This window comes from Photobacterium sp. S4TG1 (genome assembly GCF_036040035.1).
Taxonomy (GTDB): Bacteria; Pseudomonadota; Gammaproteobacteria; order Enterobacterales; family Vibrionaceae; genus Photobacterium.
This window is the reverse complement of the sequence record NZ_JAYXUH010000013.1, coordinates 83,792-109,363: the sequence shown is the minus strand read 5'-3', so window position 1 is coordinate 109,363 and position 25,572 is coordinate 83,792. Positions and strand designations below refer to the sequence as shown.

The 25,572-nt window shown below is 38.7% G+C and carries 19 protein-coding genes; 4 read left to right on the top strand and 15 right to left on the bottom strand.

Annotation, left to right across the window (positions count from 1 at the left end; translation table 11 throughout):
• Positions 1-170: 170 nt before the first annotated feature.
• The gene (locus VXS03_RS14820; RefSeq protein ID WP_327764583.1) at positions 171-1,073 is read right to left on the bottom strand and encodes a TIGR01777 family oxidoreductase; all 903 of its coding nucleotides are present in this window, start codon (positions 1,071-1,073) and stop codon (positions 171-173) included.
• 213 nt (positions 1,074-1,286) lie between these two features.
• On the opposite strand from VXS03_RS14820, the gene yfcE reads away from it, so the two are divergent.
• Complete coding sequence (gene yfcE, locus VXS03_RS14815) at positions 1,287-1,835, top strand: phosphodiesterase (RefSeq protein WP_327764581.1); 549 nt, start codon at positions 1,287-1,289, stop codon at positions 1,833-1,835.
• A gap of 68 nt (positions 1,836-1,903) precedes the next feature.
• Here the strand turns inward: yfcE and VXS03_RS14810 are convergent, their stop codons facing one another.
• From VXS03_RS14810 to VXS03_RS14795, 4 genes are all read right to left on the bottom strand, one after another.
• Positions 1,904-2,179 (bottom strand): SelT/SelW/SelH family protein, encoded by a 276-nt coding sequence (locus VXS03_RS14810; RefSeq protein WP_327764579.1) that lies wholly within the window; start codon positions 2,177-2,179, stop codon positions 1,904-1,906.
• Positions 2,180-2,209: 30 nt separating this feature from the next.
• Positions 2,210-2,971, bottom strand: a complete 762-nt coding sequence (locus tag VXS03_RS14805) for a sulfite exporter TauE/SafE family protein (RefSeq protein ID WP_327764577.1) — start codon at positions 2,969-2,971, stop codon at positions 2,210-2,212.
• 137 nt (positions 2,972-3,108) lie between these two features.
• Entirely contained in the window at positions 3,109-5,256 is a 2,148-nt protein-coding gene (gene pta / locus VXS03_RS14800) for a phosphate acetyltransferase (RefSeq protein WP_327764576.1), read from the bottom strand.
• Positions 5,257-5,418: 162 nt separating this feature from the next.
• Positions 5,419-6,615, bottom strand: coding sequence for an acetate kinase (locus VXS03_RS14795; RefSeq protein WP_327764574.1), 1,197 nt, complete (start codon positions 6,613-6,615; stop codon positions 5,419-5,421).
• 336 nt (positions 6,616-6,951) lie between these two features.
• Here VXS03_RS14795 and yfbV point away from each other — a divergent pair, with 336 nt between their 5' ends.
• Positions 6,952-7,401, top strand: coding sequence for a terminus macrodomain insulation protein YfbV (gene yfbV, locus VXS03_RS14790; protein WP_045038210.1), 450 nt, complete (start codon positions 6,952-6,954; stop codon positions 7,399-7,401).
• A gap of 97 nt (positions 7,402-7,498) precedes the next feature.
• Here the strand turns inward: yfbV and VXS03_RS14785 are convergent, their stop codons facing one another.
• The 3 genes from VXS03_RS14785 to rlmA form a co-directional block, all read right to left on the bottom strand.
• The gene (locus VXS03_RS14785) at positions 7,499-7,807 is read right to left on the bottom strand and encodes a DUF6172 family protein (protein ID WP_080158077.1); all 309 of its coding nucleotides are present in this window, start codon (positions 7,805-7,807) and stop codon (positions 7,499-7,501) included.
• Between the two features lie 394 nt (positions 7,808-8,201).
• A complete protein-coding gene (locus VXS03_RS14780) occupies positions 8,202-9,158 on the bottom strand; it encodes a ChaN family lipoprotein (RefSeq protein WP_327764571.1) in 957 nt (318 codons plus the stop codon).
• 101 nt (positions 9,159-9,259) lie between these two features.
• The gene (gene rlmA, locus VXS03_RS14775) at positions 9,260-10,090 is read right to left on the bottom strand and encodes a 23S rRNA (guanine(745)-N(1))-methyltransferase (protein ID WP_327764570.1); all 831 of its coding nucleotides are present in this window, start codon (positions 10,088-10,090) and stop codon (positions 9,260-9,262) included.
• 455 nt (positions 10,091-10,545) lie between these two features.
• Between rlmA and VXS03_RS14770 the strand changes: the two genes are divergently transcribed.
• The gene (locus VXS03_RS14770) at positions 10,546-11,622 is read left to right on the top strand and encodes a porin (protein ID WP_327764569.1); all 1,077 of its coding nucleotides are present in this window, start codon (positions 10,546-10,548) and stop codon (positions 11,620-11,622) included.
• Between the two features lie 73 nt (positions 11,623-11,695).
• A complete protein-coding gene (locus VXS03_RS14765) occupies positions 11,696-12,346 on the top strand; it encodes a DUF2057 family protein (RefSeq protein ID WP_327764568.1) in 651 nt (216 codons plus the stop codon).
• A gap of 49 nt (positions 12,347-12,395) precedes the next feature.
• On the opposite strand, the gene VXS03_RS14760 is transcribed toward VXS03_RS14765, so the two are convergent.
• From VXS03_RS14760 to VXS03_RS14730, 7 genes are all read right to left on the bottom strand, one after another.
• Positions 12,396-13,676, bottom strand: coding sequence for a sigma-54-dependent transcriptional regulator (locus VXS03_RS14760; protein ID WP_327764567.1), 1,281 nt, complete (start codon positions 13,674-13,676; stop codon positions 12,396-12,398).
• The gene (locus tag VXS03_RS14755; RefSeq protein WP_327764566.1) at positions 13,666-16,050 is read right to left on the bottom strand and encodes an ATP-binding protein; all 2,385 of its coding nucleotides are present in this window, start codon (positions 16,048-16,050) and stop codon (positions 13,666-13,668) included. The genes VXS03_RS14760 and VXS03_RS14755 overlap by 11 nt, the downstream gene beginning before the upstream one ends.
• 273 nt (positions 16,051-16,323) lie before the next feature.
• The gene (locus tag VXS03_RS14750) at positions 16,324-16,830 is read right to left on the bottom strand and encodes a YfbU family protein (RefSeq protein ID WP_327764565.1); all 507 of its coding nucleotides are present in this window, start codon (positions 16,828-16,830) and stop codon (positions 16,324-16,326) included.
• A gap of 379 nt (positions 16,831-17,209) precedes the next feature.
• Entirely contained in the window at positions 17,210-18,964 is a 1,755-nt protein-coding gene (locus tag VXS03_RS14745; protein WP_327764564.1) for a formate--tetrahydrofolate ligase, read from the bottom strand.
• Positions 18,965-19,511: 547 nt separating this feature from the next.
• A complete protein-coding gene (pflA, locus tag VXS03_RS14740) occupies positions 19,512-20,252 on the bottom strand; it encodes a pyruvate formate lyase 1-activating protein (protein WP_327764563.1) in 741 nt (246 codons plus the stop codon).
• A 120-nt stretch (positions 20,253-20,372) separates the two neighbouring features.
• A complete protein-coding gene (locus VXS03_RS14735; protein ID WP_327764562.1) occupies positions 20,373-21,605 on the bottom strand; it encodes an EAL domain-containing response regulator in 1,233 nt (410 codons plus the stop codon).
• A gap of 9 nt (positions 21,606-21,614) precedes the next feature.
• Positions 21,615-25,568 (bottom strand): transporter substrate-binding domain-containing protein, encoded by a 3,954-nt coding sequence (locus tag VXS03_RS14730; protein ID WP_327764561.1) that lies wholly within the window; start codon positions 25,566-25,568, stop codon positions 21,615-21,617.
• Positions 25,569-25,572: the final 4 nt, after the last annotated feature.

Sequence of the window (25,572 nt, the reverse complement as noted above, 5' to 3'; positions counted from 1 at the left end):
AAAAATAAGCGATGTAATTACGGTAGGATTGGTTAGATCTAACATTACAAACTCCAATGCTGTATTTATAATGCATGTTATTGGTTAGGAATGACGATAGCAAGAAATTTAGAGTGAATATTTAACAGGGCTACGTATAAGCCCTGTCTTTATTTTGTTAACACATTTAATCAATCACTTAATGTTTGTTTTAGTGCTTGTTCAATCTCTGGGAAAGTAAAGTTAAACCCTGCTGCCAGTAACTTGCTTGGTAGTGCTCGTTGGCCATCTAATAATAGTTGTGATGACTCTCCAAGAGCACATTTTAGTACCCAAGTCGGTGTAAAAAATAAATGTGGACGATGTAAGGTTTTGGCAAGAGTGGCACTAAAAATACGGTTTGTAACGGGATTAGGTGCGGTCATATTGTATGGACCTTGAGCATCATTGTGATTGATTAAAAATAAAATACCTCGCACCATATCTTGCAACTGAATCCACGGAAAATATTGCTGACCATCACCAATAGGACCACCAACACCAAATTGGTAAGGGAGTAACATTTTCGCTAACGCACCGCCTTGTTTCGCAAGTACGATCCCCGTTCTTAATAGGCATACACGTGTTTTATCAGATTGTGCTTCAAGGGCTATTTGTTCCCACTGAGAGCAAACTTGCTGGGAAAAATCAGTCTTATCAGGTGCAATATTAAACGTTTCATCAATGATTTGATCGTGTTGATTACCGTAAATTCCAACAGCCGAACCACTAATAAATGTATGCGGAGGATTATCACTGGCTTGTATTTTATCAACCAGTTGCTGGGTGATATTCCAACGGCTGTCTTCTATGACATGCTTTTGTTGAGCGCTCCAGCGTTTACCAACAATGGGTTCACCTGCAAGGTTAATGACAACATCAAATTGATCAAGATTAGGTAATGACTCGAGTAAATCAAGCGCGTTAATATGATGACCTAATAGTTGATAAGCACGAGCAGGATCACGGCTAATAACAGTGATTTCATCATGATTTAAATGGGGAAGCAGTGCTTTACCGATGAGCCCTGTCGCGCCCGTCACTAAGATTCTCATAGCGTTATTCCTCGCGGTTATCGATGTACTATCTTAAATTAACTAATGTTGTAAGCAAGTTTGTGCTGCAATGAATATTATTATTACCAATTACTTTCACAGTATAAGTGATACTGGCTGATCACATTATGGCTTGATTGTGATAATAGTATTTTTATTGCGGCTCACGTAGACTGAATCAATATATTTACGATTTTTTGGTCGAGCTTAATCATGAAATTATTTTTTGCATCAGATATTCACGGTAGTTTCGTTGCTGCTCAAAAAGCCATTGCTGCTTTTGAACAAAGTGGGGCTAAGTATCTTATTTTATTAGGTGATATTCTTAATCATGGGCCTCGCAATGCGTTACCTGAAGGGTACGATCCGATCAAAGTGGCTGAATTATTAAATCAGTATGCAGATCGAATTACCGCGGTAAGAGGTAATTGCGACAGCGACGTTGATCAAATGCTGTTAGATTTTCCGATGATGGCAGATTATAACTTGGTGATGTTAGCTGATGGTCGACGGTTATTTTTAACTCATGGTCATATTTATAATGCCGATAAGCATCCACCGTTGATGAATGGCGACGTGATTGTATCTGGCCACACTCATATTCCGGTTGCTGAATTAAAATCGGATTACTACGCCTTTAATCCTGGCTCCGTTGCTATTCCTCGTAACGGTTTACCTGCAAGCTACGGTTTATTAGACGGTAATCAGCTATCTGTGATTAGTTTTGAGGGGGAGGTGTTGGCACAAACAGTGCTTAATTAGCATCTTAGTCATTAATAAAAAGCGCATGCTTGAGCTATCGAGCATGCGCTTTTTTGTTGAAAGCAATATTATCTATCGGTATGACCTAAATCACGTCCGGGATCTATTTCATCGCGAATCCGTTGTTTAAGCTGTTTAGCATCAGGAAATCCGCCATCCTGTTTGCGTTCCCAAATTAAGCGGTTATTACAATGAATTTCAAACCGTCCACCAGTATCTGGATGAAGGCTAATGGTTTGAATATCTTCACTGAAACTATGTAAGAGCTCTTGAGTCATCCATGTTGCTCGCAGCATCCAATTACACTGACGACAATAATAAATATCGATGGTGGCTTTATTCATGTTTATTCCTGTTTGAGGCAGTCGTTATTATTAAAGATCGAGTAATAATTTAAAACCAATTACAAAGGTTAAGCTTTCAAAGCAACGCTTAATCAATTGATTACTACGTTGATGGGCGAGGTGAGCACCAAGATAACCACCTAATAACGATCCAATTAATAATACAGGTAGCCACGGCCAGTAAATGGTTGCCCCTGCTTGGTAGATAGCAATGGCACCGATGGCATTCCAAAATAATCCGACGCTGACTAAAGTGATGGCGACAGCTTGTTTATAGTCAAATCCAAACCATCGGACTAAGAACATAGTGACAAATAAACCACTTCCCGCGGTCAGTGAGCCGTTAATCATGCCGATAATAAATAAAATAATAGCGCCAATAATAAACCCTAAACTCTGTCGACGTTGTGGCGTGGATGTTTGGCCAAGATCTTTAGTCGTAACAGAATAAATACCCAAGCTAATGATCAATGCACCTAAGGCGGCTTCAGCGAATTTAACGGGTATCGTAAGAATAAGATTAGCCCCAATGATGACACCAGTGGCACCAACGCTAATCACGTAGAGGGTGAGTTTCCACGGTAAATTGCCATTACGAAGATGATTAACTGTAGCACCAATACCTAAAGCGACGCTGGCAACTTTATGGGTCGCAAGGGCAATACCAAACGGTAAACCGAGAAAAAGGAGCAGTGGAAATTGTATTAAACCGGCGCCACCACCAGAAAGTGAAGCGAGGGTATTTGAAACTAAAGAGCCAATAAAAAGCCCTAAGGTATTAAGCGCGTCCATGCTATTGGGTCATCCTTAACCTAAGTAGACAATTAGCATAAAGGCTTAAATCCGCTGTTGCCAGCAATAAAAAACGCCCCTGCACAAAATGATTGTGCAGGGGCGTTAGAACAGTTTTTTAAGTAAGAAAAGAGAACTTACTTAGCGTTAGCTTGTTCTGCCTGAATCGCAGTTAGTGCAACTGTGTAAACGATATCGTCTACTAGTGCGCCACGAGAAAGGTCGTTAACTGGCTTACGCATGCCCTGAAGCATTGGACCGATAGAGACTAGATCTGCAGAACGCTGTACCGCTTTGTAAGTTGTGTTACCAGTGTTTAGGTCTGGGAATACAAATACAGTTGCTTTACCTGCTACTGGAGAGTTAGGCGCTTTAGAAGCCGCTACGTTTTCCATGATTGCAGCATCGTACTGTAGAGGACCGTCGATCACTAGATCAGGACGCTTCTCTTGAGCAAGTTTAGTTGCTTCACGTACTTTATCTACGTCTGCGCCTTTACCAGAAGTACCAGTAGAGTAAGAGATCATAGCAACGCGAGGGTCGATACCAAATGCTTTTGCAGAATCTGCAGATTGGATAGCGATTTCAGCAAGTTGCTCAGCTGTTGGATCTGGGTTGATCGCACAGTCACCGTAAACCAATACTTGGTCAGGTAGTAGCATGAAGAATACAGAAGATACGATAGACGCATCAGGTGCAGTCTTGATGATTTGGAATGGAGGAACGATAGTGTTTGCTGTAGTGTGAACTGCACCAGACACTAGGCCGTCAACCTCGCCATTCTCAAGCATCATTGTGCCTAGGAATACTGAATCTTGTAGTTTCTCACGCGCAACAACGTCAGTCATGCCTTTCGCACCACGTAGCTCAACTAAACGAGCAACGTAGTTTTCACGTACTTCATCAGAGTTGATGATAGTTACGCCAGCACCAAGAACCACACCTTGTTGCTCAGCAACGCGACGGATTTCTTCAGGGTTACCTAGAAGCACACATTCAGCGATACCGCGCTCAGCACAGATAGCCGCAGCTTTAACTGTACGTGGCTCATCACCTTCAGGAAGAACGATACGCTTAGCTGCTTTACGAGCAAGTTCAGTTAACTGGTAACGGAATGCTGGTGGGCTTAGACGACGCTCACGGTTTGAACCTTCAGTTAGAGACTCAATCCAGTTACCGTCGATGTGGCTTGCCATGTACTCGTTAACAAACTCAACACGCTCTTTATCGTCTGCAGGAACTTCAAGAGTGAAGCTCTGTAGGTTAAGAGACGTCTGCCAAGTGTTGCCTTGTGCTGTCATAACAGGAAGACCTGTTGCGAATGCGCGCTCACATAGATCCATAACCGGTTTAGGTAGGTCGTAACCACCAGTTAATAGAAGTGCACCTAGCTCAACGCCGTTCATTGCAGCAAGACATGCAGCAACGATAACGTCAGGGCGGTCAGCAGACGTCACAAGTAGTGAACCTGGACGGAAGTGCTCAACCATATTAGGGATAGAACGTGCACAGAATGTGATGCTCTTAATACGACGTGTTTCTAGATCGCCGGCATTGATAATTTCAGCATTTAGGTGCTGAGCAATATCTGTTGCACGAGTAGCGATTAGCTCTGCGCTCCAAGGTGCGCAACCAAGAACACGGATAGGGCTAGAGTTGAAGACTTGCATGATTTCAACGTTTGAAGGAACAGTACCTTCAACATCGTCAAAGATCTCAGAAAGATCTGGGCGAGTACGGCCTTCAGCATCAACTGGTGCGTTAAGCTTATTAACGATAACACCAGAGATTTGCTTGTTCTTGATGCCGCCGAAGTTAGAACATGCTACTTCGATACGCTCTTTAAGTTGCGCTGGGTTATCAGTGCCAGGAGAGACAACGAATACGATTTCTGCATCTAGTGTTTTTGCAATTTCAAAGTTAATTTGGTTTGCAAAAGGGTGCTTACGAGTAGCAACTAGACCTTCGATTAGTGTTACGTCAGCATCTGCTGTTGCTGCTTTAAAGCGAGCAACGATGTCTTCTAGAAGAACGTCAGTTTGATCGTTACGAATAAGTTCTTCTGCGCTTGCCATTGAGAATGACTCAGCGATTTGCATATCGCTGTTAGCACGGATGATCGTTGTTGTTAGATCAGGCTGGTCGCCACCTTGACGCGGTTGCGCGATAGGCTTGAAGAATGAAACACGAACGCCTTTGCGCTCCATTGCACGAAGCACACCAAGACTAACGCTTGTTAGACCAACACCAGCGCCAACTGGGATAAGCATAATAGTACGAGACACTATAGATTCCTCTGACTATTGAATCGATACAGCACTGTTCAATAACAATTCGGCTTTGATGATGTAAGCAGAATAATCATAGAGCAGCACCACAGTAAAATATGACAAAATGCCATGAAAAAACGGCTGACAAAAAGGTCAGCCGTTTCAATAATCGTAAGATTAGATTTCAGCTAGAAGCGCTGTATCTTCTGCGATTACTAATTCTTCGTTAGTAGAAACAACCATTGCAGGAATGCGGCTGTTTGCAGTAGTGATAACACCTTCACCACCAAAACGAGCTTTAAGGTTTGCTTCGCTGTCTACTTCGATACCGAAGATAGCTAGACGCTTAAGTACTTCTTCACGGATTGGTGCAGAGTTCTCACCGATACCGCCTGTGAATACGATAGCGTCTAGACGACCGTCCATTGTTGCTGCGTAGCTAGCTACGTACTTAGCAAGACGGTGACAGAATACGTTCATTGCGCGAGTTGCTTCTTCTTTAACGCCGTAGTTTTCTTCAACAAAACGACAGTCAGAAGTCACACCAGTAAGACCTAGTAGGCCAGACTCTTTAGTGAACATAGTATTGATTTCAGCAACGCTCATACCTAGACGATCGTGTAGGTGGAACATAACAGCTGGGTCAAGGTCACCACAACGAGTACCCATTACTAGACCTTCAAGAGGAGTAAGACCCATAGAGATATCTACAGATTTACCGCCTTTGATTGCACATACAGATGCGCCGTTACCTAGATGACAGTTGATGATGTTTAGCTCATCAAGAGGCTTGTCTAGAAGAACTGCAGTCTCACGAGCGATGAAACGGTGAGAAGTACCGTGTGCGCCGTAACGACGGATGCCGTTCTCTTTGTATAGGTTGTAAGGGATAGCGTATAGGAATGCTTCTTCAGGCATAGTCTGGTGGAAAGCAGTATCAAATACAGCAACGTTTTTCAGGCCAGCGAAGTTATGCTTAGCAGCTTCGATACCAACAACGTGTGCAGGGTTGTGTAGAGGTGCGAAATCAGACGCATCTACGATACCTTGAAGAACAACATCGTCGATTAGTGCTGATGCAGAGAACTGCTCGCCACCGTGAACGATACGGTGACCGATAGCGCCTAGAGACTCTTTAAGTTCTGGCTTAGAAGCAAGAATAGTATCAACCATGAATGCTAGAGCTTCTTCGTGAGCAGCGCCGTCACCTAGTTGTGCTTCGTGCTTGCCATCAAGTTTCCACTTGATACGAGCTTCAGGAAGGCCTAGACATTCTGCTAGACCTGAAAGATGTTCTTCACCTGATACTGGATCAATGATTGCGAACTTAAGAGATGAACTACCGCAGTTTAGAACTAAAACCAGCTTAGACATGAGAGTGACTACCTATAATCTGTCTGAAAGTTGATATTCATTTTTGAATAAAAAAGTACCCCTAGAATAGACGAATATTTATGACTCGTCTTACTAGAGGGAAAAATCACGCTCTTTCCTGAGAAATAGAATTGAGTTACCTCTAATTCTGGGTCATCCTTGACAGAGCCTAGCTTGCAGTTAAGGTTATTAACAGCAACAATTACATCTAGGCTGGTCTAGAATAACCGATTGTTACGCAATATAACAAAAAGATTTTTAGAATATTTTAATTTGAATCAAGTTTGTTGTGTATTTTTTTTAAATGTTATAATTTTTTTTGATGAGTGGTGCATTATGGCTCAACATACAATGTGGAAACACTTTCAAAATGGTCAGCATTACATGACGACATGGCCAATGCGCAAAGAGCTGGCGGCTGTTTTTCCTGAACATCGGTATATTAAAGCCACCCAATTTGCGACAAAAGTGATGCCTGCGGTCGCTGCAATTAGTATTCTTACTCAGATGGCATTTCATAATTATGATGCAATGCCACAAGCGATTGCGATTGCGTTATTAGCGATATCGATGCCATTACAAGGCTTATGGTGGTTAGGCAAGCGCAGCCAAACAACATTGCCACCATCACTTGCGAAGTGGTATAGCGAAATTTATCAGAAGATTGTCAGTGAAGGGCATGCGATGCAGCCTAAAAAATCGCAGCCACGCTACCAAGAATTAGCGGATGTATTAAATCGTGCATTTAAGCAATTAGATCGTCACGCATTAGATCGCTGGTTCTAAGCAATAGACGCTGTGTTGTTGTAATAAAAAAAGAGTCGCATTAGCGACTCTTTTTTTGTTTGGATCTATAGCGCATTACATAATGGCTAATGAGCAATTATTCTTCGTCGAAATCAAAATCTGGACGTGGTGCACGTGTTGCAGGCTTTGCCAGAATCTCTAAGTATAATGATGGAAGTTCTAGCTTTTCAGCTTCATCAATGTACTTGTTGATTTCTTTTACGTGAATAACTTTTGCTTCTTGCTCGGTATGACCAAACTTGCAATCAAAATCCCAAAAATCAGTACCAGCAGGTAATGTTTTATTACGCTCACGACGAATGTATTTCTTCACATCGTGTTTAATTGCTTCTACAACACGCGCAGACGCTTTCTTGGGATGAGTTAAAGCAAATGTTTTTTTCATTGTTTTCCTAATTAATTTGGCTCAAAGAAAAGAGCTCTGGTTTTATTTTACTGTAAATTGGCGTGGGTAGCGATGGGGTAAGGCTGAAATTCGTGCGATAAAAAAATATTCAGTAAACGAGATCTTTTTTGCAACTAAATTTAACCACTGCGGTCTTATCTATATAGGAACACTTAAATGATGTTATGCAGTAATTATAATGTCATGCTATAACCGTATTATAGTACGAATATTATTCGATAATGAATGATTATTCAGGCAACAAACAGGTTGCTAAGGTATAATTACTTGGTAACTGGAGATATAGCTGTTATCTCTCTTAGAACCCCAACTGCTTGGCCGCCGATGGGGTTCTTCTTTATCTGGCGTTTGTTATTATGTTTATTGATTTATATTAATAACATTTTAAATCAGAATTTCTTTTCCCCATGGCAGTCATTGCCGCCATCATTTTCTCTTTTTGTACATACCGTTGTGGCAAAGGCTGCATTTTTACAGTGAAATCAGGTGCGTTCGCACGCAGTGTGACTTGATTTGAAATTGGGGTCACCATCATGACCTTTAGTGCCGAGTTGCGCGCTTTAATGCGTGATGCGGTGCCTAATCCTTCCGCAGTATGAAACCGCCCAGCAACATGAATTATTTGTTGTTGTGGGTGCTGTTTTAAATAATCAACCATACTTTCTGCCATGGTGTCATCCCATGTCGTTTGGGCCGCAAATTGACGTTTAGTTTGTGCTTCATCGCCATGGTGCATCGAAGCAATAAAGGTTTGTTGATAAGCATCCGTGGCTAGTGTTAATGAACGCGCGGCCCATAATCGTTCATTAGGGGGAAGCTTATTAAGATATTCCGGCCCTTGACGTCCAACACAACGAACAATCGATTTTGGTGCATTTGCTGCAATAACATCGATGTTATTTTGCTTTGCAAATTCAACTAATGGCCGATAATCACTGTCATAATTAGGCCAGGCATTGGCTTCTTTGACGAATGTTTTTTCACCGATATTTCCGGCTAAATAGTCGTTAACTAGCGTCTGATTGTCGCGTGTGAATTGCTCCATCGATAAGGTTAGGTTTGGATTTTGTTGGTACAACGCTGCCAATAATTGGGCTTGTAAAAGATGGGCTGCGGGGTGGCTATGCCATTCACCAACTAAAATAATATCAGCGTCGCGTAGAGCTTGTGCAAGTTGAATAACAGAAAGAGGCTCACCTTGAGGACTTGCGATAGTGTAATCATACATGGTGGTTGCGGTGCTGGTAGGTAGTGAAGCGTTATTAGCTGGAGGAGATGAGGCGCAACCAACTAATAAGCTTGCAACACCTAAATAAATTAATGACTTCATTGTCGTTATACCGAAAAGAATAAACGGTAAATAATAGACGTGTTGAGATTGATTATCAATATCAACTGATAATCAATCTCACTTATTCTGCTTATTTCCCCTTATTGGCGACGATAAACACGAATAGCAAAATCAGCTTCACATTTGAAATTTTGAGCTTGTGCCAGTTGTTGCCACACTTGTACTGATGTTTTCCAAGCAAAAGGTGTCATTTGCATTAGTGCCGTTGCTTCTTCACCAGTTAATGTCATCTCATAGTGCAATTGTTGATCTTCGACTAATTCAAATCCTTCAATATTTTCAACTGGCACATCATGTAAGTTAACACCGTCATAAATTAATTCTTTTAGCTGGTATAAATGACGTGGTGCAGGTGTTACGGCAACGAGAATACCACCAGATTTAATCGCGCGATGTAATTCTTCACCTTTACACGGCGCATAAATACGAACAACACCATCAAAAAAGTGATCCGCAAACGGTAAGCGGTGGCTAGAAGCAACACAGAAATCACAATCATGATAACGCTTAGCTGCATACTTGACGGCAACTTTAGAAATATCTAATCCATGAATGCTGATAGTCGGAAATTGTTGACGTAATTGAACAAATTCAGATGTGTAATAGCCTTCACCGCAACCGATATCAAGCAGTTCTGTTGCTTGTTGAGGTAAGTGGTGGCGCAACTGTGCCATAACAGCATCGCGTAATGGCTGGTAATGTTCAGTGTTAAGAAATAAGCGTCGAGCTTGCATCATTTCTTTATTATCACCAGGGTTTTTCGAACTTTTATGATGTACAGGCATTAAGTTTACATAGCCTTCTTTTGCCTGATCAAACTGATGATTATTGCTACAGCGGTAAGATATTGATGATGTGTTGTTAGCATCGATATTAAGAGGCAAGTGACATAAAGGACATTGATAAGACATGTAATAGACCAAAGCTGAAAAACAGCTGCATAGTGTAATCGGAATTTATAACTTGAACTACTCCCACGTGCTTTATATTTATTTTATATAGAATAAGTATTATTTATTACTCATATTCCCCTTCTATACCTTTAAGTTATCTATTTGACCAGCAGATACGTCACAAAAAATACCGTTTAAAAAACGATCTATTTCACAGTTGTTGATTAATAATTTTTATCGTGAAATAAGAAAATACTGTTCAGTAATTGTTCAGGGTTATTGCTTATTGTAGTCATAAATGTGAATAAATAATCGAGAAAAACAGCGTTAGATTGTTTTCTCAAGACATTATTTATGTATTCCACACATGGTGTTAATTAGCGAGATTGATTTTTTTATTACAGCAATGTAGTCGTATTGTTTGCATTACATCAGTAAAGGCGGATATACGAATAATAATAGGACGTTATAAAATGAAAAAAACAAGATTAGCAGTAGTATTGCCCGCATTATTGGTTGCAGGTGTCACGCAAGCCGCTACGGTTTATCAAGCAGATGATGGTTCTCATGTTGATGTTTATGGACGCTTAGGATTTAACTTAACTGATCGTGATAATAATCCCGATCAATCTGGTGTCGATGGAAATTTTGATGGTCGTTTTGGTTTAGGTGGATCTCAAACTGTTAATGATACTGTTTCTGTTATCGGTTGGGCTGAATACCAAGTTAATGCTGCTGAATATGCGAATAACCTTAATCCGGATAGCAAAGATCTTACCGCGCGTTATGTTTGGGCCGGAATTGATGCATCACAATACGGTAAAGTAACTGGGGGACGGGTTGCCTCTGGTCTAATTATGCTTACGGATATTGCGGATGTATTCTCAGCCTCTGATGTTACGATCGCGCGCCAAGTTTCCGCTGTTGATTCCACTGCAACACAAGTTTTCCGTCAAGATGGCACTCTTCAATATCAAAACACGTTTGGTAATCTTGATGTTTCTACCGCCTATATTTTTGGTAATAGCACCTCTAATTTAAAAACTGGCTACAACGCTGCCGCACGTTACACCTTTGATTTTGGTGATGCAGGTAAATTAGCACCTGTAATTGCGTATCAATATGATAAGTCAGATAACACCATTAGTAGTGATGCGAAAGATTATACTTTCTGGGGTGCTGGTACGCGTTATTACTACAATAACTTGATGCTAGGTGCGATGTATTCTGAAGGTCAATTAGCCTTTAATAATGGTCGTGGTGATAGTACAGATAAAGTGTATGAATTAACGGCCGTTTACGATTTAACTGCAGATTGGGTATTGCGTGCAGGTTATCGCTCGCTTGAAAACAAGGGCGGCGATGAAACGGAATATAAAGATACCACCTTTGAAGCACAATATAAGTTGACCAGTCGTTCATCCATATTTAGTAGCTATGTGTTCCGTGATGGTAAAAAAGGTGATGGTTCCATTGTCGGCACTGACTGGAATGGTTGGAATAACCCTGAAGAAGATTACTTCAACGTTGGATTACGTTACGAGTTTTAATCTTATAGAGTTAATAAATAAGTAACGATTAAGCCAGCTGAAAGATGCTGGCTTAGTTATGTTGAGGGACATAATGAATATTAGAACATCGACAATTATTGCTGGCGTTATATTTACGTCAATGAGTGCACCATCATGGGCAGAGACAAACTTACAAACACCCGCTAACGTTGAAATTTTAGCAACCACAGCGGTTCGTTTAAATAAGGCTCAGCATCAGGTGATGTTACCTGCAGGACAACAGCAACTATTAGTGCGATTTGATAGTCCTGAGAATCCTCATTCAACAGGGCAAACGATGGGATTTGTGCATTCGGCACCGGTTTTATTACGTTTTAAGCTTGATGATCAAGCGACAGTGACGGTAAAAATACCACGATTAGATACACCACAAGAAATTGAGCGCTTTGCAAAGCAGCCTTATTTCAAGTTATACAATGATGATGGCTCTCAATTAGCGGTGGAACAAAAAGCTATTGTAATGACGGGATCACCATTATTTACTGATTACAATAAATTATTAAATGAGTCAGTAGGAGAGACTGTTGTGCCAGTAACGGCGCTGAAAAATAAACAGGAACCATACGCGGTAAGCACTACGGTTACTCAGATTGATACTACACATTTAACGGCTCAACAAACGGATCAACTTTTGCAGCAACTGTATCAACAAGCGAATAAAGAACAACGCAAAAAGTTTATACGTTGGGCTCTAGAATTATAATTAAAAAAATTCCCCAGAGTGAGTCAACCTCTGGGGAATCGTTTATAAGTTATAGCGGTGGGTTGGAGCGTACTTTATATTCAGCTTTATCCAGACCGTGTTTTTTCATTCTCAAATACAGTTTTTTACGCGGTATTTGTAAGTATGATGACACTTCATTAATACGGCCAGAGAAAAGGTATAACGCATCTTCAATGACTTGTTTTTCATAGCCATCAACCAGATCATCAAGTGGACTGCTCATTTGATCTAACGGTTTAGAGCGTTCTTGTCCTGCAAGCTTGACGATCCCTATAGCGTATAATTCAGCGACATTTTTAAGTTCTAATACATTTCCTGGCCATTCATAGCGATTTAATATCGCCAGATAAGCTTTATCGATAGCTGGAATTGTTTTATTCAACTTCTTACAACTTTGCTTAATATAGTGTTTAAATATCAATGTGATATCACTACTACGTTGACGCAATGTAGGTAAATTAAATCGTACCTGACTTAAAAAATAGAATAACTCTGGTAAAAACTGCTCCGTTTCAACTGATTCAGTTGGATCACCATCAAATAAAGCGATGACACGGACTTCTTTTTTTCCTTGGCGTTCTTGTTCAAGTAAAAAACGACACAGCCATTGTTGAGTTTCAATAGGCATGTGGTGAGGATTACATAAACATAAACAGCCACTACGTGCTGAAATCATGCTACGTTGTAAATCTGGTGTACGGGTAATATTTGCGGCATTGACTTCAACAAAAGGGCCATTACTTAATTGGCTATTTTGATGAAGTAATTTTGCAACCGTATGGCGACCAGTGCCACTTTCACCTTCAATTAACACGTCTTTGGTTGTTAACGCGATGGTTTTTAACTGCTCGCGAATTTTAATGATTAATGGGCTTTCTCCCAATAATACTTCAGCCGTTGTTGTGTGTAAGGTGTTACGTTGTTCAATAATTTGGCGACGTTGAGGTAAGTACTTTTCAAGTAACGTAATTAGCTCTTTTGGCTGTAACGGTTTTTGTAAAAAATCAACCGCCCCTTTTTTCAGTGCACCTACAGCCATTGGAATATCACCATGCCCTGTAATAATAACGACAGGTAGTTCATGATCATACTGTTTAATTTTCGCTAATAGTTCCATTCCATCTAAGCCGGGCATATACATGTCTGAGACAATAACACCAGGCCAATTTCGTTTTAGCATTCCTAAGACTAAGGTGGAATCTGTTACTGTTTGCGCTTTAAATCCTGCTATTTCAAGTAGTTCTTGATAGGCTTCGACAACATCATGATCGTCATCCACAATCAATACTTCAATATCATCACTTATCATATTTATTTAACTCCAGTACGACCATTGCTCCACCTGTTAAACTAGAAGCAAGGAAGATTTCACCTTTTAGTCGCGTCATAATTGAACCACAAATACTTAACCCAAGGCCTAACCCAACATCTTTGGTAGTGGTAAAGGGAATGAATAATTTGTTAATGATAGTGGCGTCAAAACCATCACCATTATCATAAACAGCCAATCGAATTTTATTTGATGGGCTATTTAGTTGAATAATTGTTATTTCTCGTTGCTCACAATGGGCAACCGCATCACAGCTATTAATTAATAAATTAACTAAAATTTGTTCAAACTGGACTTGGTCTGCAAGTGCGTAAAGTGGGTGAACAATGGTATTGACCATCGTTGTTTTTTGTACTTTAGCGCGACTTTCTACCAAGATTAATGCTTGTTTAATTGAATCTTGAACATCCACTTTGCTTAATGGTTTGGTTGCTGATTGTTTTTTTGCAAAGTTTCTAAAGTTCATGATCAGTTTACTCATTCGAGTAACAAGATCGTCTATTTTTGTCAGATTTGTGGGTAGATTTTCGTATTTTTTATGATCAAGTGCAAGTTTTGCACTAAATATTCGAGTTGAAATCGCTGACAGGGGTTGATTGAGTTCATGTGCAAGCGATGTCATTGTTTGACCTACTACGGCCATTTTTGCCGCTTGGATTAATTCATCCTGAGTTTCAATTAAATCACCTTCAATACGTTTACGATCTTCAATCTCATCACGCAGTTGTTGGTTACGGATTGTTAATGATTGGGTTTTCTCTGCTACCGTATTTTCAAGCCAACGGGTCGTGTTTTCTTGTTCGGTGATATCTGTCATTGTAATAATAACTTTGTCATCATTACCTTGCGTAAAAGTACGGAAATCTAATCGTAGATACAAACTTTGATCATTTTTAGTAATTAGTTTGATGGTCATGTTATAGGCACCATTAAGCATTAATGGGCCGTTAGCCGTAAATAAATGTTGAAGTTTGCTAAGGGTTGAAATATCAAATAGATCCCAAACCTGATGCCTTTGAGCGACATTACAAAAATTTAATTGTTTCAATGCTTGTGGATTAACAGATTCGACAGCACCATTAAGATCACAAGTAATAATACTGGCCTGCGTATTGTTGATTAAGTTGAGCGCGTTTGAGTTTTGTATTTCTTGCATCTGCTGGCAGAAGTAACGTAAGTTATCTCCTAAAATACCTATTTCATCAACGCCTGTCGTTTGAATATGTGCATTGAGATTACCATTTGCAATCGCTTGTAAATCTTGACCAAGAAGGTTTAAGCGTTTAACAACACCACGACCCACTAAATAAATTGATAAAATAACGCTAAGAATAATGGTAATAAACACCACACCAAATAGAATTAAATTACTGATCCAAATTGAATGTCTGGTTTTACCATTTAATTTTGCGAGTGCATTATCAGCATGTCCCACAAGGGTTTGAATAATATTTTCTTGCTGCGCTAATTGATTTCGAATATCACGCTGAGATTGAGAGATCTTTAGGCTATTTATATTATCTAAGATTAATAGTTTTTGAAGCTGACCATTTGGCGTTACTAATTGCGTAAATTCTTGCTGTAATTGACGGTATGTAATGGTAGAAGGGTAATTATTTAATTGCTTACTGATTTTATTAAGCTGTAATATTTTTTTACCAATAGCGTCAAAAGCAGTATTGATGTCATCATGTTGACGATGAAGAATGCTATCTTCTATCTGTTGGTGTAATTCATTTACATTGACCGTAATAGTTTGAATAACTGAAAACTCGGCCATAACATTTTTGATATTGCTATCATGCTTTTGTGGTAATAGCTGGGAATCATTCAGTAATCGCATCATTTGCCACTCAATTTCCAAGCGTAGTGGCTGTAGTTCATCAATTAAATCTTGATGTAGCCATTTAATATTGTTTTCTATTTGTTTTAATGCCAATCGTTGGGTATTTCTTTGTTGCAATAATGCGATATAGCTATCGATATTGGCAACTAATAGCTGTTGGCCGGATTTGATCTTGGGGTAGTAATATAAACTTGAAATATTATCTATTGAGTTTCTAATCGCTTTTAAAATAGAGACAATGTTTTTTTTAATTGCTTTATGCTTTAACGGATTAGTGTTCATATCTAATGCCGTTAATGCAGCTTGTAATTCTGCCGTACTGCGCTCTAAACGATAACTTGAACGTAAGGTTGGCATATTATCATTGGCAATAGTACCTATTTGCTGACTCAATTTTTGCCATGTTAATGCGGCAATAACACTGACACTAATCGTTAAAAATGCCATTAATATAATGGCTGAGGTTAGACGATTACCAATGGTATTATTTTTTACATAGCTAATCATTGTTATTATCTATCTATTTTAAATGACATATTACTAATAAATGTAACCTTGCTAAGTTACTCATTAATAGCGAAGAAGCAGACTAATTATACGTCAGCGATAGAAATGATCACTAATAGTTTTTATAACAAAACAACGGCTGTTATTAGTGTTAGAGAATGGTGTTACTGTAAACAATACATCACGTTTCAAGTTTGTTTGTCATTTTCACTCTATGAGAATAAAACAAAACCGAGCTTATTTACTCGGTTTTATTATGATCAATAACTGAACTTATGCAGTAATGATTTGTTGAATCTCACTGCAAGATAAGTGGTAATGACGTGGACATGCGCGCCAAATAGTCAGCATGCGTAGGTATTTATCTAGCATTGGTACATGGCTATTGAATTGATGTTCATTTTTAGGAAACTGTGGGTATAAACCTTCATCATTAGTAAGAAAACGAACGTAATTTACTAATTTAGCCTCTGTTATAATGTCAAAGCCGAGGAATTGTAGTCGACGCTGGTCAATGTCTTTAGCGCCATCACAACGGCAATCTTCTAAATTAAATGATTCTTGTAAAGCATGGTACATTTCCATGATTTCAAGAACTTGTTTACATTCATCTTCAGACACTTCGCCAAAGTCTTTGTTAAGTTCACGCATCTGTAAGCAATAACCACGTTCAATGATCATTTGTAAACGATGATATTTATCAGCATTTTCAGGCGCCAGTTTTGCCATGATGTAATATTGATTTGATAGAATAAGACGTTGAGCGTTAGTCATTTCCATTGTAGTAAGCCTCAAATTTTTTATAGATTGTTCTCACTCAACGATGATTTTAGTGCTGTAGTGAGTACAAGGAATATTTGTTATGAGCGTGAGATTAGCAGGTTGAGTGTAAAATAAAATGATCTGACACCACGAATAGGATTTTTTTTTGTTAATGAATGTTATCCATTTGATATGTTGATAAAAAACATATCTATTTGATTTTAATTAAAAACCACTATTTTTGTAGGCTTATTGGGTGGGCCTGTATCATTGTAATATGAAACGATAACAAAAATAGTGAGGCTAATATAGGTGTATGATGCGGCGGTTGATACGGGAAAAATTGGCATCGGTAATCATAACAATTACCGATACCTGTATATCTAATAATGCGGCTTTAGCTTAGGCCAATGATATTGCCATCAGCATCAAGATCAAGATTCATAAATGCGGGTTTCTCTGGCAAACCAGGCATAGTCATCACATTGCCACACAAAGCATAAATAAACCCAGCACCAGCACATAGTTTTAGCTCTCTTACAGGGACAATAAAGCCGCTTGGAGCTCCTTTAATATGAGGGTCTGTAGTAATAGATAAGGGTGTTTTTGCCATACATATAGCTAAGTCATTAAACCCTTGCGCTTTTAGTTGAGCTAATTGTTGTGTGGCTAAAGGTGACAGTTCAAGTGCTTTCGCGCCATAGCCAACTTCAGCAACCGCCATTAATTTCTCTTCAATGGTTTGATTTAAACTATACAAAGGCGTGAAATTTGCGGGTGTTTCACAAGCCTTGACCACGGCATGAGCAAGCTCAATTGCACCATTACCACCTTTGGCAAATGCTTCACTTAGGGCGACATCAACATGCACATTAAAGGTTGTGGTTAAAATTAATTGTTTTAATTGCTCAAGTTCTTGATCGGTATCTTGTGGAAAACGGTTAATGGCCACAACAACGGGAACACCGTATTTAGCTGCGTTATTAATATGCCAACGTAAATTTTCAAACCCGGCTAATAAAGCAGCACTGTCAGGTTCAAAGATAGCATCTGGTAATGCCTGCCCTGGTTGTAAATCATACATCCCTGAGTTTGCTTTTAGTCCACGTAAGGTTGCTACCACAACGGCACAATCAGGTCCTCTTTGTGCTTGTTGTGCTTTAATGTTGCAAGCTTTTTCAAAGCCCATATCAGAGCCAAAGCCACCTTCAGTCACCGTAAACTCACTTAATTTAAGTGCGATTTTATCGGCGATGATTGATGAGTTACCGTGAGCAATATTGGCAAAAGGTCCAGCATGAATAAGCGTTGGAACACCTTCTAAAGTTTGCATTAATGTCGGCTCAATCGCTTCACACATAGTGACAGCCATTGCGCCTGCAACTTGTAGATCTTCTGTTGTAACTGGCTCGCCGTCAAGGTTATAAGCAACCACGATTTTTCCGATACGTTGACGCATATCGGCTAAATCTGTGGCAAGGGCTAAAATTGCCATTAATTCAGAAGCGGCAGAGATATCAAATCCATCCTGGCGTTCAAGGCCATTAATGGTTTTTCCTGGTTCATTTTGACCAACTGTAATCATACGTAACGCACGATCATTGTGATCCATTACTCGCTTCCAGCTAATATTATTAATATCAATGCGTAGTGCAGGTAAGCCAGTATGAGCACTAAAACCGTCATAACCTAAACGTGATTCATGGTACAGACGGGCGTCTAATGCAGCAGCTGCTAGATTGTGTGCTGCCGTCACTGCATGAATATCCCCCGTTAAGTGTAGGTTGAGCTTTTCCATTGGCGCCACTTGGCTATAACCGCCTCCTGCAGCGCCGCCTTTAATTCCAAATACTGGCCCCATTGATGGTTGGCGAATACAAGCAAATACAGAGCGTTTAATTTTAGCCAACCCTTGCGCTAAACCAATGGTTGTTACTGTCTTGCCTTCGCCAAGTGGCGTTGGAGTAATGGCTGTTACCAGAATAAGCTTACCTTCAGGCTTGTTATTTAATCGTTTTAAAATGGCGGGTTTTACTTTCGCTTTTAAACTGCCTTGAGGCGTAAGATCTTGTGCTTCAATACCGGCATTGAAGGCGATGCGATCAATGGGAGTGAGTCGTGTTTCACGGCAAATTTCGATGTCGCTTTTCATGAGAGCTTATTTCCTCATAGGCAGATAGAGTAATACTAAGGCTGATATTTAACGCTTTTTTAACTGCAAATCTGTCTTTTTGCATTAACGCAAACGTTTGCTTTTGGTTTATACCATAATTTTATCATGGATAAATATCATTTTATGGTTTTTTTATAGGGACTATTACTATTTAGTGGAAGATAAAGAGATGATGTTTTTAGTTTTTAATGAAAATGGAATGTATTATTCCATTATTAGTTGTTGGTTGTTTTTTGCTCTCCATTTAAAGTAGGCAGCATATAAAAAAATGACCCTGATCAAGTAGGGTGTAAATTTAGTAAAGGAAGTTATGATGCAAGAACCTGTAACTAAGTGGAAGTATACAGTACCAATCTCATTGTTAATTATGGTGTTGTTAATCTCTTTTCTTGTCACAATTTTACCGTTGTCACGATAAATACTATTTTATCTTTTCAGTTTAAATAGAAAAGAGCGACTTATCTAACTCCCTTGAGAATAAAGATAAGCCGCTCTTTTTTTGTATTAATAATGCCGTTATAACGACTTAATACATAACCTTTTTGCCATAGCTCGCAAGAATATTCTTGATGTTTTCCATGGTTTCTTTTTTCGGTGGCTTAACACCAGCTAGTGGGTATTCAAAGCCCAGCGCTTCCCATTTGTGTTCACCAAGCTGGTGGTAGGGCAGCAGCTCAATTTTTTCGATGTTATCCATGTCTTTAATGAACTCACCTAATTGGTGTGCAGATTGTTCATCATCAGTGTAGCCAGGTACAATAACATAACGGATCCATGTTTTTTGACCACGTTGGTGTAGGTAACGTGCAAAATCAAGCACGCGTTTATTTGAAACACCAACCAAGTTCTGGTGAACGCTATCATCCATTTGCTTAAGATCAAGCATAACAAGATCTGTTGCATCTAACACTTCATCAACCACATCAGTATGTTTACGAATGTAGCCGTTAGTATCAAGACAAGTATGAATACCATCGGCTTGTGCAGCGCGGAAGAAATCGCGGACAAATTCTGGTTGTAGCATTGCTTCACCACCAGAGGCGGTAACACCACCACCAGAAGCATTCATGAAGTGACGGTATGATCTTGCTTCATGCATTAATTCTTCAATAGTAGCTTCACGACCGTCATGAGTGTCCCATGTGTCACGGTTGTGACAGTATTGGCAACGCATTAAGCAACCTTGCAGGAATACAATAAACCGAATTCCTGGGCCATCGACGGTTCCGCAAGATTCGAAAGAGTGAATACGACCTGTTACTGACATTGTTCTAATTCTCCGCATACTGCGTTTTATTTATGTGTTATTTTATTACAAAACAAGGTTTGAATATAGCGAAAACTCAGGATCTCTACTTACCATTAAGGTGTAAAAAGAAGAAGATATTCATATCTGTTCTGTTTTAGCGGTTATCTCTTTTGAGACTGAATTATTGAGTAATTGTTGGCTTCGTTGTTGCCATTGAGTATGCCAAATTGGAATTTGACTAAAAGGTAATGGCGGTGAAATAAAATAACCTTGGGCAAGCTCACAATCCATTTTTTGGAGCTTTAACCACAATGTAATATCTTCGACACCTTCTGCTATCGCCGTCAAATTAAGTCGTTGTGCTAATAATAAACAGGTTTCAATGATCACTTTAGCTGTGTAATTTGTTGGCATCGCCTGCACAAAGCTAATATCTAATTTTAATGACTTAAATGGCAATATATCGAGTTGTTTTAGCGACGAGTAGCCCGTACCAAAATCATCAATAGAAAGATTAAACCCATGCATGCCTAATCGAGCGGCAGCTTCTAGTGCTTTACCTGCCGACTCAAATAAATCTGATTCCGTTAATTCAAAATAAAGCCAGTGATGTAATTGTGGATATTGATGATGTAATGCTAATACATGATTAATAAAGCTTCGCTCGACTAGAGTTTTGGCAGAGATATTAACGGCAACCCTTCGGCCTTCAAAAACACTTTGGTGACTAATTATATGATTTATAATTAATAATGCTAGGCTGCTGTCTTTTCCTATTTGGGTTAAATGCTGAATGAAATCACTTGCTGGCACAATCCCATATGCTGGGTGAATAAACCGAATTAAGGCTTCACTCGCCACCCATTCACCTGTTATTAAATTAACAATCGGTTGGTAATAAGGGGTTAAATAGTTAGTATTAAAAGCATCAATAATATCTTGTTCTGTTAGCGTGAGCTTTGATGGTATTGGACTATTACACAGTGGCTGCTGATTGGTCGCTAGCACTAGTAACTGTTTTAGTTGTTCAAGATGTGTTGGTTTAGCTAATGTGCCTAATAAATTAAGGCCGTAGTTTTTACACATCTTACTGACACTGAGAAGCACATCTGCATTTAATGCGCTGGTGATAATAATTGCACCAGTAAATTGCTGTTCAGCAAGGTGGCCGAGAAAACTAATACCATCCATCTGTGGCATATTAAGGTCACAGAATAATAATTGTGGCTGATAAAGTGCCACAGCCTGCAATGCATCGATACCATCGGCTGCACAGTATATATGGTCTTGATTTGGATCGATAAGATGAGCTAATTGGGTTGCAAGAACTTGACGTTGAAAGTCATGATCTTCAATCAATAATATGTTCATTCTTCGATCCTATTTACCGTTAATTTGGCATGATAATTGTTTGATTAATTGCTCAATGTGCAAGTAGTCCTGTTGTAAAGCTGTCGAGTCTATTTGAGCTTGTTGCGAGTGCAACTCAAGCTCTTGGGTGATGTGTGCCAATTGATGAAAAGCCATCATACGAGCTGCGCCTTTCATACGATGACTGACCATAAAGATACTATCATTATTTTGTTGTGCTATTACTTTTTTAAGTTGAGACAAATCGTCAAAACAAGATTCTAAATACTGTTGTAGCAACATGTGACATAGGTCATTGTCACCAAATATTGGTAATAATTCATTAATATCAATAACATTAACAAATTCGTTTGGTGTTATTAATGGTGTGATGGACTCGACGGCTAATTGTGGCATTTTTTTGACGCTCTGGTCTACATTTAATGGCATGATCCATTTTGATAATATGCCTTTTAGCTGTTGTTGTTTTAACGGCTTAATTAAATAATCACTAAAGCCCATGCCCTGAAAACGACGAGTATTGGTGAGTGCATTTGCTGTAATCGCGATAATTGGCAATGTGGCCGCGTCTGTTTGTTGCTCATGTTTACGAATTATTTGGGCTAACTCATAACCATCCATCTCAGGCATATGACAATCAGTCAGGAGAATATTGTAGTGCGTATGTGCTAATGCAGCTAAAGCTTGTTTTCCATTATCAACAATATCCACCGCATAGTTAAGTTGCTCTAATTGTTGCTTGAGTATCTGCTGATTGATTGGGTGATCTTCAGCCACTAATATATAACGATTTTCTGCGATAGCCTGTTCACGAGTTAGTGTTATTGGAGCATGATAATGAGATTGACAGTCATTATTATAAGGCTGAAAGGGCTTCGTTAATGCGCGATAAAGTTGTTGAGACAAAAGTGGACTAAGGGAAATATTACGGGCATTAATATTGGATGTGAGCATGACATCGGTAGAGGTGATGGTGATCCAATTCACTGATGGCAAGTTAATTGCTATCCAATTAAGATCAATATTATGTTGATTGGCCCATGACTGAGGGACAAAAATAGTATCAATACATTGGGTTGATATTGCAACGGCGAGTTGTTCTTTGGTTGTAACATTGAGCAACGATATCGAACAGTGCCAAGCGGTTAAGTAACGAGTTAAAATCGGATCATTGACTATTGATAGTAAGCCACAGTGCTTGTTCAATGATTTAACTTCAGCGGGTTGGCAAATATCAAATGTAAGTGTGATCGTAAAGCTGGTGCCTTTATTTAATTGGCTTGATACTGAAATTGTTCCATTCATTAATTGGATCAACTGATGACAAATCGACAGCCCTAATCCTGTGCCATCATAACGACGATCAGTATTTTGTTCTATTTGTTCAAACGGTTGAAACAGTTTATTGATATTTTTCGCGGCAATACCAATGCCGGTATCTGTAATTTTAAAGCTTATCGTTTGTTGATTATTTTGTTGCGACAATAAATTAATATCAAGGTGAATGGCTCCCTGAGATGTAAATTTAATTGCGTTATTGAGTAAGTTATTCAGTACTTGTTTAAGACGCAAACTATCAAAGCATAAGCTCTTAGCAATCTTAGGATCGAGCCATAACTTAAAATCTAGCCCTTTTTGTGCAGCATGAATAGCGTGAGGCTGCACTAACATGGTGGCTATTTTATACATTATTTTTTGTTGTGGATTGATCTCTAATTTTTTTGATTCCAGCTTAGAAAAATCTAATACGTCATTGACTATATTGAGTAAGTTTTCACCTGAAAGTGTAAGGTTTTTATGGATTTGGTAGATCTCTGGCTGTTGAGAATAAGGTTTCATTAAATCTAACAAACAAATAATACCGCTGATTGGCGTACGGATCTCATGGCTCATCATCGCTAAGAAGCGTGATTTAGCGGTTGTAGCGGCTTGTGACTTTTGTTTCGCTATCGTCAGGGCTAATTGTTGCTGTTTGAGTTGAGTAATATCAATCAGAATACTATTCCACTGCCAGCCGATTGTTGCTGGCGTAATTTGACAGCGTAGTTCGATCCAACAAGGAGTGCTAAATTCATTAATTTGTAATTCAGTACGCCAGTAGCCTTGTTTTACAGCATTACGCATTTCTGCAATTAAGCTTGAGTAGTCATTCCGAATAGAGATACGATCTCGTAATAAATGCGGAAAAAAATAAAATTTGCTGGCTGAAATACCTGTAAAATCAATAATTTTCTTACTCATGAATTGAATGTCAATATCCATTGGATCATCACTTTTTTGGTGATGTTGAATTAACACGCCATCAAAATTATTGGTTAAATAGGTTAACTTGTCTTCCGCCGCTTTACGGTATTTAATTTCTTTACTTAAACGACGATTCCATATTGTAATAGCGCCAATAATACAGCTAATTACTGAGCCCATTATTATGACGAAGATAACTAGTCGATTGTAATTGCCATCACTTTTGAGAGTAACAGTGTGTAATTTTTTTTGAATATCCGTTAATGTGCCTGGTGGTAACGAGTCCATGACTTTATTAAAAATATCCCTTAAAACTAAATTATCTTTTCTAACCGCAAATGCGATTTTTCGGTTGTAGTCATCGATAGGGCTTGAAACAATCTTAAACTGACCTAAAAAGTTTTTTTGTAATAATACATGGGCTGTAGAAAGTGAGATAACAGCATAATTAATATCACCATTGGCCAATGCATTTAAAATATCCAGCTTACTTTTAAATTTATGGACTTTGTTGGTTGGATAATATTCTTTGACAAGATTAATACCGAATCCAGAAGTTAGTACGCCAATAACATCTTTATTATTTATACCAATTAAATTTTTATGGTTAATACGATCAACCATTATCCATTTATCGCTGCCATAAGGTGCTGTAAAGGTCAGATCTTTATTACGAGCATTGGTGATTGCTATGGCTGCAATAATATCAATTTCATTATTCGCTAATTTTTGTTGAGCATCTTGGTAATTAAGAATAGGAACAATAGTGGTAGAAGTACCAAGTTTGTTTTTTATATGTTCTAAGGTGTATTTTAATTGTTTTAAAACGATATCATTTTCTTTTAATGATATCGTTTGTGGAAATTGATAACCCACTCGAATATGTTTATTTTTCTGTAAATAGAGATCTTCTGCTGTTGTTAAATGAAGAGTATGTGGATTACTTAACATTTTTTTTTGCGTATTAGTTAACCAATTATCATATATATCAGTAAGTAAAGACTGTGGTAGCTGAGCATAAGCTTTATTAATTTTATTTATAATATTCTGATTGTTTTTTGTTGCAGTGATATATAAACGCTCAAAAGGTAATTCTGTTAACGGTGAAAAATAGAGAGATTGCTGTAAATTCCCAAAAGTATGCAAGTTTTGTAAACTCAAGCCATTACCGATATAAACATCAGCTAATCCACGATTAACAGCACTAAGTGCTACCGTACTTGATGGCATTGGAAGAATTTGGCCTTTAACCTGTAAGTCGATTATTTTTTCTTCGATAGCAAAGCCATTTTCTACACTAATAATGACATTATTTAAGTCCGTTATTTTTGTATGTTGTGATGAGCGGCTAAGCATTGCAAATGAGGTACTTAAAATAGGATCACTAAATATCATGTATTTTTGGCGATCAAATGTTGCTGAAACACCAATTAATAGATCTATTTCATTTCTTTTAAATGCCGAAACCATTTTATTAAAATTAGAAAACGGGACATTTGTTACTTGATATCCTGCTTTTTCGGCAATGGCGTCCATGAGTGCTGGCAATAAACCAATAATCTTCTCATTATTTTCAAACGCTAGTGGTGCCCAATTAAATGACGTATAACCAACAGTTAACGTTGGCTTAGTGACATGCTTATTTGGTGCTTCATTAGCAAAAGTAGAATGTATAGCAAGTGAGGAGATTAGTGTCAGCAGTAGTAGAACGTGTCGCATATAG